The sequence below is a fragment of the Streptococcus sp. A23 genome, assembly GCF_043674155.1.
Taxonomy (GTDB): Bacteria; Bacillota; Bacilli; order Lactobacillales; family Streptococcaceae; genus Streptococcus; species Streptococcus suis_V.
In genome coordinates, this window is the sequence record NZ_JBIMJP010000002.1 from 152,941 (window position 1) to 168,199 (window position 15,259).

The 15,259-nt window shown below is 41.7% G+C and carries 10 protein-coding genes; all 10 read left to right on the plus strand.

Annotated features, from left to right (window positions below):
- Positions 1 to 32 precede the first annotated feature (32 nt).
- Positions 33 to 455, plus strand: coding sequence for a DUF1232 domain-containing protein (locus tag ACHBIE_RS02310; protein ID WP_172073265.1), 423 nt, complete (start codon positions 33 to 35; stop codon positions 453 to 455).
- A gap of 125 nt (positions 456 to 580) precedes the next feature.
- Positions 581 to 3,034: a DNA topoisomerase IV subunit A gene (parC, locus tag ACHBIE_RS02315; protein ID WP_394732618.1), complete on the plus strand. Its 2,454-nt coding sequence runs from the start codon at positions 581 to 583 to the stop codon at positions 3,032 to 3,034.
- A gap of 391 nt (positions 3,035 to 3,425) precedes the next feature.
- The gene (locus ACHBIE_RS02320) at positions 3,426 to 4,103 is read left to right on the plus strand and encodes a helix-turn-helix transcriptional regulator (RefSeq protein ID WP_394732619.1); all 678 of its coding nucleotides are present in this window, start codon (positions 3,426 to 3,428) and stop codon (positions 4,101 to 4,103) included.
- A 147-nt stretch (positions 4,104 to 4,250) separates the two neighbouring features.
- The gene (locus ACHBIE_RS02325; protein WP_105122846.1) at positions 4,251 to 4,700 is read left to right on the plus strand and encodes a pyridoxamine 5'-phosphate oxidase family protein; all 450 of its coding nucleotides are present in this window, start codon (positions 4,251 to 4,253) and stop codon (positions 4,698 to 4,700) included.
- Between the two features lie 66 nt (positions 4,701 to 4,766).
- Complete coding sequence (locus ACHBIE_RS02330) at positions 4,767 to 5,726, plus strand: polysaccharide pyruvyl transferase family protein (RefSeq protein ID WP_105122847.1); 960 nt, start codon at positions 4,767 to 4,769, stop codon at positions 5,724 to 5,726.
- Between the two features lie 121 nt (positions 5,727 to 5,847).
- Positions 5,848 to 6,717 carry a glycosyltransferase family 2 protein gene (locus ACHBIE_RS02335; RefSeq protein ID WP_394732620.1) on the plus strand — a complete coding sequence of 290 codons (870 nt, stop codon included), beginning with the start codon at positions 5,848 to 5,850 and terminating at the stop codon, positions 6,715 to 6,717.
- Positions 6,718 to 7,722 carry a sugar transferase gene (locus ACHBIE_RS02340; protein ID WP_394732621.1) on the plus strand — a complete coding sequence of 335 codons (1,005 nt, stop codon included), beginning with the start codon at positions 6,718 to 6,720 and terminating at the stop codon, positions 7,720 to 7,722.
- The gene (locus tag ACHBIE_RS02345; protein WP_394732622.1) at positions 7,719 to 9,470 is read left to right on the plus strand and encodes an SP_1767 family glycosyltransferase; all 1,752 of its coding nucleotides are present in this window, start codon (positions 7,719 to 7,721) and stop codon (positions 9,468 to 9,470) included. Before ACHBIE_RS02340 ends, ACHBIE_RS02345 begins: the two co-directional genes overlap by 4 nt.
- Before the next feature lie 7 nt (positions 9,471 to 9,477).
- On the plus strand, positions 9,478 to 10,356 hold the full coding sequence (locus tag ACHBIE_RS02350; RefSeq protein WP_394732623.1) for a glycosyltransferase family 2 protein: 879 nt from the start codon (positions 9,478 to 9,480) through the stop codon (positions 10,354 to 10,356).
- Positions 10,357 to 10,823: 467 nt separating this feature from the next.
- Positions 10,824 to 15,259: DUF445 family protein (locus ACHBIE_RS02355; RefSeq protein WP_394732628.1), on the plus strand; the 4,436-nt coding region annotated here is incomplete at its 3' end.

The window sequence follows — 15,259 nt, forward strand, 5'->3', positions numbered from 1 at the left end:
TCTCTTATGACAAAGAAAGTATGGAAGACAAGATGAAAAAAAGATTTTCTAAAAAACAGGCAATCGAGGAAATTCAAAAGAGATACCAGAAAGCTGAGTCACTATTGAAAGATGATTCCAAAATGGAACCCTTCTTGGAAAAAATAGAAAAGAAAATTAAATGGATTCCCTTTTTAGCTCAGGAATTTAAAAATATTCCCATCATGATAAGTATGGTTCGAAGCTATTTGAAACGAGATTATACCAAGATTCCTAAGAGGACTATTCTCGCAATTGTTTCGGCTTTAATCTACTTTCTCTCGCCTGTAGATGTAGTTCCAGACTGGATTCCATTCTTTGGTCAAATGGATGATGCGCTGGTTATAGCAACTTGCTGGAACTGGGTTAATAAAGACATTGAAGATTATCGGGCATGGAAGAAGCTGCGCTCGGCAGAAAATATAGACAAACCCTAAACGAGATGATGTTCCCATTGAGCAACGCTTTGAAAAAAGAAGATATAGATATTAATATGCTGTTATAAGTATAATTAGCAGTAAACTTTTTAACAAAAAATAAGAAAATAAGAAAAAGGAATATTATGAGTAATATTCAAAACATGTCCCTTGAGGACATTATGGGAGAGCGTTTTGGTCGCTACTCCAAATACATTATTCAGGAGCGGGCTCTGCCGGACATTCGTGACGGTCTGAAACCTGTTCAGCGCCGTATCCTCTACTCTATGAACAAGGATGGCAACACTTTTGACAAGGGCTACCGCAAGTCTGCCAAGTCAGTCGGGAATATCATGGGGAATTTCCACCCACACGGTGATTACTCTATTTATGATGCCATGGTCCGTATGAGTCAGGACTGGAAAAACCGCGAGATTTTGGTGGAGATGCACGGGAACAACGGTTCCATGGACGGTGATCCGCCTGCGGCGATGCGTTACACCGAGGCTCGTCTGTCGGAAATGGCAGGTTATTTGCTAGCCGATATCGAGAAAAAGACGGTACCATTTGCCTGGAACTTTGACGATACGGAAAAAGAACCCACTGTGCTACCAGCTGCCTTCCCTAATCTCTTGGTCAATGGAGCGACAGGAATTTCAGCTGGGTACGCGACGGACATCCCGCCGCATAATCTAGCGGAGGTCATTGATGCTGTTGTCTACATGATTGATCATCCGACAGCTAAATTAGAAAAGCTAATGGAGTTCTTGCCTGGACCAGACTTCCCAACAGGTGCCATTATCCAAGGGGCTGACGAAATCAAGAAAGCCTATGAAACTGGTAAGGGTCGTGTCGTTGTCCGTAGCCGTTGTGAAATCGAGCAACTCAAGGCTGGCAAGAAACAGATTGTCATTACCGAGATTCCTTACGAGGTCAACAAGGCTGTTCTGGTCAAGAAGATTGATGATGTCCGTGTCAACAACAAGGTTCCTGGTATTGCCGAGGTGCGTGATGAGTCAGACCGTACAGGTCTGCGGATTGCCATCGAGCTGAAAAAAGACAGCGATGAGCAGACCATTCTCAACTACCTCTACAAGTACACCGACCTGCAAATCAATTACAACTTTAACATGGTGGCGATTGACAATTTCACACCGCGTCAGGTCGGATTGCAGAAGATTCTGTCCAGCTACATAGCCCACCGCCGTGAGATTATCATTGCCCGGTCTAAGTTTGACAAGGAAAAGGCAGAAAAACGCCTCCATATCGTAGAAGGTTTGATCCGTGTCATTTCCATTTTGGACGAGGTTATTGCTCTTATCCGTGCTTCTGAGAACAAGGCTGACGCCAAGGAAAACTTGAAAATCAGCTATGATTTTAGTGAGGAACAGGCTGAGGCAATCGTGACCTTGCAACTCTACCGTTTGACAAACACCGATATTGTGACCTTGGAGAATGAAGAAGCGGCTCTACGCGAGCAGATTCAGACCTTGGCAGCCATTATCGGCGATGAGCGGACCATGTTCAATCTTATGAAGAAGGAACTGCGTGAGGTCAAAAAGCAATTTGGGAATCCTCGTTTGAGTGAATTGCAAGAACAGGCAGAAGCGATTGAAATCGACACCGCCAGCTTGATTGTCGAAGAAGAAACTTTTGTTAGCGTGACCAAGGCAGGTTACATCAAACGGACAAGTCCGCGTTCTTTCGGTGCTTCAACGGTTGAAGAAGTGGGCAAACGAGAGGATGACCAGCTGATTTTCTTGCAGAATGCCAAGACAACCCAGCACCTCTTGCTCTTTACCAATCTTGGAAATGTCATCTACCGGCCTGTCCATGAACTGACAGATATTCGCTGGAAGGACATTGGTGAACACCTGAGCCAGACTCTCATGAACTTTGATACCAATGAAGAGATTATCTTCGCTGAATTGGTAGAGAATTTTGATGAGGGAACTTATTTCGCGGTGACCAAATACGGTCAAATCAAGCGTGTGGAGCGGAAGGAGTTTACTCCGTGGCGGACTTACAAGTCCAAGTCAACCAAGTATGCCAAACTTAAAGATGCGGATGATGTGGTTATTACCATATCGCCTGTAGTCTTGGATGACATCATGCTCATGACAGAAAAGGGCTACGCTCTGCGATTTAACATCGAAGAAGTTCCAATCATCGGCGCCAAGGCGGCTGGTGTCAAGGCGGTCAACCTCAAGGACGAAGATGTGGTGGCTGCGGCCTTTATCAGCAACACCAGCTCCGTCTATCTCCTGACCCAGCGTGGTAGTCTTAAACGAATGGCGACGGAGGAAATCCCTGTGACCAGTCGTGCCAAGCGTGGTTTGCAGGTCCTTCGCGAACTCAAGGCTAAGCCTCACCGTGTCTTTGCGGCAGGGCCTGTTTTGACGGATCAGGGTGATTTTGACCTCTTTAGCACAGCTAGCGAGGAAGAAACAAGTAGCCAGATTTTACAGGTGACATCGAAAGCGGCTAAGGTTTACGAAGTCGATGTGACCCAGCTTAGCCTGTCTGAACGCACCAGCAACGGCAGCTTTATCTCGGAAACCATTTCTGATGAGGAAGTGTTATCGGCCTGGGTGAAATAGGAGAAGCCAGTGAAGAAGAAATACCTTGTACTCCTGATTCTGATAGTAGTCATGGTTTTGACATTGCTTGCTATGAATCTCTTTCCTGCTTTTGAGGAATGGCTTCACCAGCTGAGTGGTTGGTACTAAATTCTGTGAAAGTGTGAATCACCAGAAACTGTAATGAACAAAAGAAAGCGTGCCACTTAGAAGACCATTTTGGTCTTCTCTTTTTATATATTAAATAGAAACCTTGGTAAATCATGCTTTGTATATGGTTTTTATGCAATGAATAAGTTTGAGCTAGAGAGTCTATATATAAATAGTGGAAAGAAATAGAAAAAAACTTGTCAGAAAACAGAATATTTTGTATAATATAGTTACTTTATAAAGAAACTTATTGAGGTGAAGGATGTTTTCAGGGGAGCGTTTGCGAGCGATTCGTTTGGTCAATGAGATGACGCAGGAAAATCTAGGGAAGCTGGTTGGTGTTGGGAAGGTGACGATTTCTAAGTGGGAATCGGAGACGACAGTTCCCAATACCAAACATTTGCGAGCATTGGAAGAAACATTTTTGGTGGAAATGGGATATTTTGATGCAGATTTTGAGCTCTTGTCTGTCTACCATCAGTTGACTAGTGGTCATCAAGGTAAGGTGAAGCGTTACTCACAGCGTTTGTTGGAGGAGCAGCACCAGTCTCTACAGTTTGTGGCCTATCAGGTTCGGACCAATATTTTGCTGTCTGCGGGTCCTGGAGAGGTCCTAGAGGATGAGTTTGAGACAGAAACAGTCTATTTTGATAGTGAGATGGACCATGACGTGGCGACTTGGATTAAGGGTAATTCCATGGAGCCCATGTTCCAATCAGGCGAGGTGGCGCTTATCAAGGAGACTGGTTTTGATTATGACGGCGGTATCTATGCTATTATCTGGTTTGGCCATACCTATATCAAGCGTGTGTATCGGGAGGAGGAAGGTTTTCGTCTCGTGTCCATCAATCCAGACCATCCGGATAAGTTTGCCTTCTATGAAGACAAGCCTAAGATAGTAGGAAAGGTTGTTGGTCATTTTATGCCTTTGGCAGTTTAGGGACTATGTAAAGACAACTCAGCTAAAGAGTGGGCCTCAGGGCTAGAGGGATGGGAAATATTCGGAAGGGTTTTTTGTGTGTTTACCTTAACTTTCCGGATGGAATTTGCTATAATTTAGGTAGAATGTAAGTCTAGGAGGCTACTTATGGAAGTCAAAGATGTCATGGAAATTTTGGAAGGTATGAAGCTAGGGATTTTTGCGACGGTCGATGCAGATGGCAATCCTCATGCGCGGCCTATCCATATCACAGCTGCCAATGAAGATGGTATTTTCTTTATGACAGGTTCGGAAACGCATTTCTATCAGCAACTGATGGGGGATGAGCGTGTGGCGCTAACCGCCCTGTCAGAAGAAGACTACTTGATTCAGGTCATTCGTATAGAAGGGAAGGCACATCCGGCTAGTCAAGAACTCTTGGAGAAGGTTTTTGCGGATAATCCCTATGTCCAACATGTTTACAAGGATGAGGAAAGTCGCAAGACCATGCAGATTTTCCAAGTCTATGAGGGAGATGGTTTTTATCATAGTCTGACTCAGGGGCATAAGTATGTCTTTAAAATCAATAATGGGGTAGGTCAAGCTCGAACAATCTAAGCTACGAGCTTCGCATTCCTACTATATTGTGCTATACTAGAACCAAATAAGAAAGTAGGAGATGTCATGACCAAATATGCCCTTTTTTCGTATACCACTGGTAATATTGGAGATGAGATTCAGTCGGTAGCGACGAGTCGTTTTTTACCACAGATAGATTACTATGTGAACAGGGATTATTTAAATGAGTTCCAGTATGATGGTGAGGAATCAATCAAGCTTATCATGAATGGCTGGTATTCCCACCGCCCGGAAAATTTTCCATTAAAAAATGAAAAAATCGATCCTTTATTGATATCGATGTTTATCGATGATCTGGTGCAAGAGCAATTTTCTACAGAAGAAAATAGAGCATTTTTCAAAAAATATGGTCCAGTTGGTGCGAGGAGTGGAGCTACCAAAGACTTCCTTGAATCGATCGGTGTAGACTCGTACTGGTCTGGTTGCTTGACATTAACCATTCAACCAGAAAAGAATGTGAAAAAGCAGGATTTTGTCTTAGCGATTGATTTGCCAAATGCTGTTTATGATAAGTTGGCAAGAGAATCTATTTATCCTGTTATTCGGATGAGTGCAGATATCAACCACCAGTACATGAGCCCTTCTCAACGGATGAAAGTGGCTCAGTACTACCTCTATCTCTATCAATCAGCACGTTTTGTCGTCACCACTCGTCTGCATGGAACCTTGCCATGTTTGGCGCTTGGAACACCTGTTTTGAATATTCAGGAACAAGGATTTGAAGAAGGGCGTTTTGCTGGTTTGCGTGAGTTGGCCAATCACATGACGATTGAGGAGTTTTTGGCAGGAGCTTGTGATGTGAACCAGCCTCTGCAAAATCCACAAAAGTATCTGGACATTCGGAAGGAACTAGAGGAACGCTGCCAAGCCTTCACAGGTTTTAAGAGCGAAGCTGGATACCTCAATGGGCAGGCAGTTACAGATTTTTTGATGGATCCAGAGTTGGTTCAAGCTATGGTGACAGGGCTATGGTCAGCTCACCAGTATTATGGAATCTATCGTTAAAAAAGGGGAAGATCCCCTTTTTGTTTATAGAAAAATAACAGACTATTTTTGCATTTCTAGTCTAGGCATGCTATGATAATGGTAATATATAAAGAGGGAATGAGGCATATAAGTGGAAAAAGTGAGTGTAATTGTACCTGTTTACAATGGGGAAAAACATCTTCGTCAGTGTGTCGAAAGTATTATTGCACAGGATTATAAAAATCTAGAGATCTTATTGATCAATGATGGTTCGACAGATGGGTCAGCTCTCTTGTGCGAGCAGTTGCGTAAGCAAGATTCACGGGTTCGAGTGGTTCACAAGAGGAAGAATGAGGGCCTAGGTGCTGCACGTAATACATCGCTTGAAGTGGCGACAGGAGAGTATATCGTCTTTGTAGATGCAGATGATTGGATAGATCCCAATCATATTTCTGATTTGCATGAACTACTTACTCGTACAGGAAGTGATGTGGCCATTTCCAACTTTACTCAGTATTACGAGGAGACTGGGCAGTTCAATTTACACATTGGGACAGATGATTATTACGAGGCTGTATATAGCCCAAAAGAGTGGTTTGCTTTCCAATATGGTGTTGGCCACAATATTTCCCTCTGTTTCACAGTACCTTGGAGCAAAATGTATAAAAAGTCTTTGTTTGAATACATCCTCTATCCGACAGATGGTTTTGGGGAGGACGACCGGACAACTTGGAAAACATACTTGGCAGCGAATCGCATCGCCTATATGCATCGCTCTAGTCTGATTTATCGTGTCAATGCGGGGTCGATGACCCAGACAGCCGATCAGGCGACAATATTTTCAACGGAGCCAGTGGCAGAACGCCTTGAGGTGCTGGGTTTGCTTGGTTTTGATTTGTCACGGGAAATTGCCGCCTACAAATGGCGTTCGCAGATAAATCGGGATAGCAAACTGCGTAATGGGGATGTAGTAGCTTATAAGAACCTGGAATTCCGCAAGCGGATGATAGATAAATACGGAAACAACTAAATGAGAGTCTATATTACAAATTTAAACGGTCAAGCAGCATCTTCAACGGCGCAGCTTGGACAAAATATGGTGACAGATATTGCGATTGGGCTTGGCTATCGTGAACTGGGGGTCTATGCTTATAATATGGAGGCAGATAGTCCGTCTGAACTCAGTAAACGCTTGGATGGGATTGTGGCTGGCTTGCGGCATGGAGATGTTGTCATCTTCCAAACGCCGACTTGGAATACAACGAATTTTGATGAGCGCTTGATGGCAAAGTTGAAGGCCTATCAAATCAAAATTGTGATTTTTATCCACGATGTTGTTCCTTTAATGTTTGCGGGGAATTACTACTTGATGGACCGGACCATTGCCTATTATAATCTAGCAGATGTCATTGTGGCTCCGAGTCAAAAGATGATTGATGTCTTGCGTGAACATGGTTTGACTGTGAAAAAGACACTAGTTCAGGGGATGTGGGATCATCCGACCAATGCTCCGCAATTACCAGCTTATTACAAGCCCTTAATTCACTTTCCGGGCTCACCAGAGCGTTTTAGTTTCATGAAAAGTTGGAACTATCCTGTTCAGGTTCATCTTTATTGTCGCCAAGAGGTGGAGTTGCCAACCATGGTAAAACGCCTGCCTTATCGCCCAGATGAACAGCTCTTGTTAGAGATGTCGCAAGGCGGATTTGGCTTGGTCTGGATGGATGATCATGACAAGGGGTATCAAACCCTCTATTGTCCGTATAAATTAGGTGCTTTTGTAGCAGCGGGCATCCCTGTGATTGTTCAGAGAGGAATTGCCAATCAGGAAATCATTGAGGCGAATGAACTTGGTTTGGTTGTGGACAGTCTGGATGAAGCGGTTGAAAAAATTCAAGCTATGACGCCAGCTGACTATCAGGGATTTGTGGCTAGAGTAAGGGCCTTTAATCCCTTGGTTCGACAAGGGTATTTTACGAAAAAATTATTGGTCAATGCTGTCTTTAGTGCCATATGTGATGGGGGAGAAGGATGAGAAAATTAGAAGAAATTCGTGTTTTGCCGATTTTGGATAGCCTTGCTTATATCAAGGAACACCAGTCCTCTGTTGTGCGGTTTGGAGATGGAGAAATTGACGTGATTCAGGGGTCTAGCATCCCCTATCAACCATATGATTCAGCATTAGCGGCAGCCTTAAAAGCTATTTTAACCATTCCAAGTTCTCCGGAATTAGTGGTGTGTTTGCCAGATGTCTTTCAAGGATTGGAACGGTATAATTCAAATGCTCAACAATTTTGGAAGAGTCATTTTGAGCGCTATGGTCAATTTTATGCCCACGAGTGTCAATCTGATTGGTACGGTTCAACCTTCATTTCACGTCCCTATATTGACTTGGTGGATAAGGAACCTGCGGCAGCCTATTTTGCAGCCATTAAGGACTTATGGCGGGGTCGAGATATTTTGATTGTCGAAGGTGAGACCAGTCGATCAGGAGTTGGTAATGATCTGTTTGCTGGAGCAGAATCTGTTTCTCGAATCGTTTGTCCATCAAAGAATGCTTTTGCTAAATACGATGACATTTTAGAAGCGATTCTAGAGCATGCAGATGATAAGCTGGTCCTTCTGATGTTGGGGCCAACAGCCAAGGTCTTGGGAGTTGATTTGATGAAGAGAGGTCATCAGGCAATTGATTTGGGCCACATCGATTCTGAGTATGAATGGTTCCAAATGAAAGCGACTTCCAAGGTGAAACTTGACCACAAGCACACTGCTGAGCATAATTTTGATACAGATATTCAGTTTACAGATGATGCGGACTACCTTCTTTCCGTAAAGGCTTGGGTGGGTGTTGCGCCGCAAACTCTACAGGAGGTTTCGGTGAAAGAAGAGCATAAAATGCAATCAGAATCTACTTTGATTAGTATTATTGTCCCTGTTTATAATGTGAAGCCATACTTAAAACGTTGTATAGATTCCTTATTGAAACAAACCTATCCTCATTTTGAATTGATTTTAATTAATGATGGTTCGACAGACGGAAGTGCCTTCGTTTTGGAAGAATATGCCAAAAAAGATGAGCGGATCCGAGTTATTCATCAGGAAAACGCAGGAGTATCTGCTGCTCGAAACAAGGGAATCGATAATGCAAAAGGGGAATATATTACCTTTGTTGACTCGGATGATTTTGTGGAAGATTTCTATCTAAAACATCTGTATGATGGAGCGATAGAGTCAGGATCGGACATTGCTGCCACAAATTTCACCTCTTTCAACGAGGAACGGCAGTCTTTCCTTTTTTATCATAACGAAGGAAATTACTTCCAAACAGTCTATTCTGTCCAGGAGTGGTTGGATCTAGAAGGAGATATGAAGAACAATATGCATCTAGCTTTCACCTTCTCTCCTTTGAAACTATTTAAAAGGTCCTTGTTTGGGGATATTCGCTATCCGGTAGGGCGTCTTAGAGAAGATGATGCAACGATTTATAAGTTGTATTTGAAAGCTAACCAGATTCATTTCACCAATGAAGGTCCTTATTACTATTCTCAACGGCCGGAAGGTCTATCTCGATCTGCTATGTTGCAGGATATTACGACCATGATTAGTAATGCCGAGGAGCGTATTGCTCTGCTAGTGACGATGGGCTATAATCCGGCAGCCCAGATAGATTCCTATGTAGCTCGCTTGAAAAAATGTCAAGCAGATGCTCTCTATGCAGGTCAGATTGAGCTCTATCGGGCTATTAGTGCTAAGTTAGATTTGATGAATCGATTTAGAAAGTAGAAATAGGATGGAAAAAGTATCAGTCATTGTCCCTGTATTCAATGCGGGTATCTATTTGAAACAGTGTTTGGATAGTATTTTAGATCAAACCTATCAAAACATTGAATTAATATTGGTGAACGATGGATCTACAGATGGTAGTGCCGGTGTTTGTGAAGCTTATCGTCAAAAAGATAGCCGAGTTAAATTGGTGAATAAGGCAATCGGAGGAGGAGGGGTCGGAGCAGCACGAAATACAGCCCTGCCTCTAGTTAGTGGTGAGTATGTTTTATTTGTTGATAATGATGATTGGTTGGAACCGAATCACATTGAATATCTCTATCAGTCGTTGAAAGAGACGGATGCTGATATTGCTGTTGTTAACTTTACACAATTTATGGAAGAGACGAGTTCATTTGCTTTCCATTTACAAGCTCAAGATTACTTTAGACAGGTTTATAGTCCGCAAGAATGGTTTAATAAAGAGTATGAAGGCCGATTTGCGATTAGTCAATGCTTTACAGTTCCGTGGTGCAAACTCTATAAATCCTCCCTATTGGAAGGCATTGTTTATCCAGAAGATGAAAAAGTTGAGGACGACTATACAACCTGGAAAATTTATCTGAATGCTGATCGCATTGTCTTTTCAAATACGAGTTTATATTACCATCGAAAAAGACAAACAAGTGTTACTAAAACGGTCGAAATCTCTTCTGTCTTTCCTCTAAAAAGTATTGAAGAACGAATTACAGTTTTGTCATTAATTGGTTTTGATATTGCGCCGGAATTAAGAGCCTATAGATGGCGATTGAATCTACACAAGGATTTTTATTTGAAAGCTGGTAGGATGCAAGACTATCAAAAATGTATGCAAAAGATTTCAATTTTAGAAAAATGGAAAAGGTGAGAGTAATCTTATCTTTTCTTTTCATTACCAGCCTATGACAGAGAGTTTGAGTCTCTCCGTATAGGAATCTGCCTTTGAGTCCGTCTCCGAGTCACTATCCAACTCTATCCAGCAATCCCTCTCCTTGATCGGAGGAATGCTGTTATTTGGACTACTCAAAAAGAAAAACAAAAAGAAGAGCAAGAATAATCATGAAACCAGTTGTACTCAACTGGTTTCATGATTTTATTGATATAAAAGTGAAAAATAAGGAAAATATACGAAAGAAATCTATTTTGAAAACTATTTTTTAACAATATATTAAGCTCGAAAATAATAAAAAAAAAAGTTTTCATTTAAGCAAAATTATTGACATTAGTATAACTCATTGGTAGAATGGAGTGATTATTTAGCGGACTATTGCTGATTGGGATATTTTTAGGGCACTAAATAATAAATCAACATCAGGAGGATTTCTTTGAATGAAAATGCAAAGAAAAGATGACTTTACCGAAGTATCTCGAAAAAGTCGTGTAAAAATGCATAAATCCGGTAAGCACTGGGTGAGGACAGTCATGTCGCAAATCGGTTTGATGCGTATTGGAGGCAAGTCTTCGGCAAGTTCAGGCGAGGTCAACCTTGCCACTGTAAAACGTTCAATGACTGCAAGCCAATTGTTACGCGGATTAGCAGCAGTGGGAGCTGTTGTGGGGGGGAATGTCGCGGTTGAAACCGTTATGGCTTCTGAAGTTGTCGCGACATCAGAGACAAGTACTTCAACCTTGGCAGAAGCAGATACTGTCGTGTTAACGACAGTTGTCGACTCAGATTCGGTTTCAGTAAGCTCCTCAGAATCAACATCGATTTCCGAATCAGCGAGTCAATCTGAGTCAACCTCAGCATCGGGATCGACATCGATTTCGGAGTCCGAATCGCTCAGTTCATCAGAGTCCGTATCTAACTCAGAAAGTCAGTCGGCTTCAGAGTCGCTCTCTGTCTCAGAATCAACTTCTGTATCACATTCGGAATCAGAGTCCGAATCGACTACGACATCGAGTTCGACAAAGTCTGAAACCAGCACAAGCGAATCAGCAGCAAGTGAAACAGGTTCCGAAACCAGCACAAGCGAATCAGCAGCAAGTGAAACAGGTTCCGAAACCAGTGCGAGCGAAACGGGCGCTACAACTGTAGAAGAAAAGCAAACTTTAGAGCAAGTTATTTCGGAAGCAGAGGTTTTAGTACAAATAGCAAGTAACCAATCTGCACCTAGTCAAGCTTTGCTGACTGCGATTGAGACCAGTCGTGACCAGATTTTGTTGGCTCACACCATCTTAGGAGATGCGGATGCAACTGTGGCTGACCTTGCTACCATTATCAGCAGTTTGCAAGCAAGCAATCAAGCAATAGGTCTTTTGTTGTTGGAAAATGATGAAGATGGCATGATTACGTTTGCTCTTGACACAGCAACGACTGCAACAGTGACTAAAGTTGGTGAAGGTTATGGTGTTTTAGTTGACACGCTTTCAACAGCGTCACCATCAATGGATGATGCTAATGGGGCTAAAATTTCAGATCCAACAAATAACACAAGCTTCAGACCTTCTTCAGAAGCGGAACGCTTTACCTTTAACTATTCAAAATTCAACTGGTTTGGTGATCAGCTGACGGATCAAACTATCAAAGATAACTACTATTTCCGTTATTCTTTAGATTATGATACAACAACAACGACAACTTATGTCGAGTTAGTTAATAAGACTAATAAAACAGTTGTTGAAAGCCATACTTTAGAAAAAGGCCAAACAGCAACTTTTACTTATTTCCAAAACTACTCAGGTGCTAATAACCTGCCTCTAACTGTTACTTACGGTGACAGTACCTCATCAAGTACAACGGCAGGAGAGCTCCAATTACAGTATGACGGTGGAACGCTCACTAATACCTTGGTTCCAACCTATCAAGAATATACAACATACTATAAAACAACTGATGGTAAAACAATAGCAACCTATACTATTAAAGGTATTGGTGGTCAAATGGCTACGCCATCTGCTAAACGTGATTTTGTAGGCTATGACTATGCAAGTACAACCGGTGGTACTCCAATACGCCTTTATTCTCCAGGAACGATTTATAATGATGGTGCGATTTCAACATTGTATGTTAAACGTCTAGCAGAAGTAGTAGATGAGAATGGTAGCCTTGTTAAGACTATTTGGATAAAAGATCCGACTTACACTGGAACAGTTGATTATAACTCGGCTGACACAACAGGCTTTACCAAAGTCATGGAAACGTCTGTTATGGCTCCCGGAACAGCGAATACAAGTCTTGTTGTTCCTGTGACAGGTTTTATCTCAGCTGAAGAATCTGCTTTGGCTACTGCAAATGCTCAAGCTGGTAAAACTGATAATGATATCTACTCTGTTATCTATGAAGATAACTATCAAACCATCCGTATCGGTTTTGACGGTTATGCCAAGGCGGCGAAAAGTTATCCTGTAAGTATGTTAGTGCAGGTTATCCTGAAACCAGGTCACCCAGATTATCAAACATTTACAGGGACATTAAACCCAAACTCTAAAGGGACATCGGTAAGCTTAGTCAACGGTTTGAATTCAACTACAGTTAACGAAACAACACACTGGTATACAGTTGATACGTCCGAGTCAGAGTCATTATCAAACTCAAATTCACATTCATTGTCTGAGTCTGAGTCAACTTCTAACTCAGAATCAACATCAAATTCAGAATCTATCTCAAACTCTGAGTCACTGTCAAATTCTGAATCTACATCAAATTCAGAATCACTTTCAAATTCGATTTCAGAATCAGTAAGAGAATCCGTCTCCGAGTCTATTTCAGAATCAGTAAGAGAATCTGTCTCTGAGTCTATTTCCGAATCAGTAAAAGAGTCCGTTTCTGAATCTATCTCAGAATCAGTTTCTGAGTCAGTCTCTGAATCAATTTCAGAATCAGTCAGCGAATCAATTTCTGAGTCAGTTTCTGAATCAATTTCAGAATCTGTATCAGAGTCCATCTCAGAATCAGTCTCAGAATCAGTCTCAGAATCAATCTCAGAATCAGTCTCTGAGTCAATCTCAGAATCAATCTCAGAATCAGTCTCTGAGTCAATTTCTGAGTCAATCTCAGAATCAGTCTCTGAGTCAATTTCAGAATCCGTCTCTGAGTCAATTTCTGAGTCAGTATCAGAATCCATCTCTGAATCCGTATCAGAATCAGTTTCTGAGTCAGTATCAGAATCAATCAGCGAATCAGTATCAGAGTCAGTATCTGAGTCAGTGTCAGAATCAATCTCAGAATCCGTATCTGAATCTATCTCAGAGTCAGTAAGTGAATCAATTTCTGAGTCAGTCTCAGAATCAATCTCTGAATCAGTCTCTGAGTCAATCTCAGAATCCGTCTCAGAATCAATCTCAGAATCAGTCTCTGAGTCAATTTCTGAGTCAATCTCAGAATCAGTCTCTGAGTCAGTATCAGAATCAGTCTCAGAGTCAATTTCAGAATCAGTCTCAGAATCAATCTCTGAGTCAATCTCAGAATCAGTGTCTGAGTCAGTCTCAGAATCAGTCTCTGAGTCAATCTCAGAATCCGTATCTGAGTCAGTCTCAGAATCAATCTCTGAGTCAGTCTCAGAGTCAATTTCTGAGTCAGTATCAGAATCAATCTCCGAATCAGTCTCAGAATCCATTTCAGAATCAGTTAGTGAGTCCGTCTCAGAATCGATTTCTGAATCCGTTAGCGAATCAGTTTCGGAATCAATCTCTGAGTCAGTATCAGAATCCGTATCTGAGTCAGTATCAGAATCAATCTCAGAATCAGTGTCTGAGTCAATTTCTGAGTCCGTCTCTGAGTCAGTATCAGAATCAATTTCAGAATCCGTGTCTGAATCAGTTTCAGAATCAGTTTCTGAATCAATCTCTGAATCAGTGTCTGAATCCGTTTCTGAGTCAATCTCTGAGTCCGTTTCTGAATCAATCTCCGAGTCTGTATCAGAATCAATCTCTGAGTCAATCTCCGAGTCAGTATCAGAATCAATTTCTGAATCAGTATCAGAGTCAGTATCAGAATCAATTTCTGAATCAGTATCAGAGTCAATCTCAGAGTCCGTTTCTGAATCAATCTCAGAATCTGTATCTGAGTCAATCTCTGAGTCCGTTTCTGAATCAATCTCAGAATCTGTATCTGAGTCAATCTCTGAGTCCGTTTCTGAATCAATCTCTGAGTCAGTATCTGAATCAATTTCTGAGTCAGTATCAGAGTCAGTATCTGAATCAGTTTCAGAGTCAATCTCTGAGTCCGTTTCTGAATCAGTATCAGAGTCAGTCAGCGAATCTGTGTCTGAGTCAATTTCAGAGTCAGTTTCTGAATCAATCTCTGAGTCAGTTTCTGAGTCAGTATCAGAATCAATTTCTGAATCAGTTTCAGAATCAATTTCTGAATCAGTTTCTGAATCAATTTCTGAATCCGTTTCAGAGTCAGTTTCTGAATCAGTTTCAGAATCTATCTCAGAATCAGTAAGTGAATCAGTTTCAGAATCAATTTCTGAATCAGTAAGCGAGTCAGTATCTGAATCAGTATCAGAGTCAATCTCTGAGTCAGTATCAGAATCAATTTCTGAATCAGTATCAGAGTCAATCTCTGAGTCAGTATCAGAATCAATTTCTGAGTCAGTATCAGAATCTGTATCTGAATCAGTAAGCGAGTCAGTTTCAGAATCAGTTTCTGAGTCAGTATCAGAGTCAATCTCTGAGTCCGTTTCAGAGTCAGTTTCTGAATCAGTATCAGAGTCAGTCTCTGAATCCGTATCAGAATCAATCTCAGAATCAGTGTCTGAATCCATTTCAGAATCCATTTCTGAATCAATCTCTGAGTCAGTCTCTGAATCCGTTTCAGAGTCCGT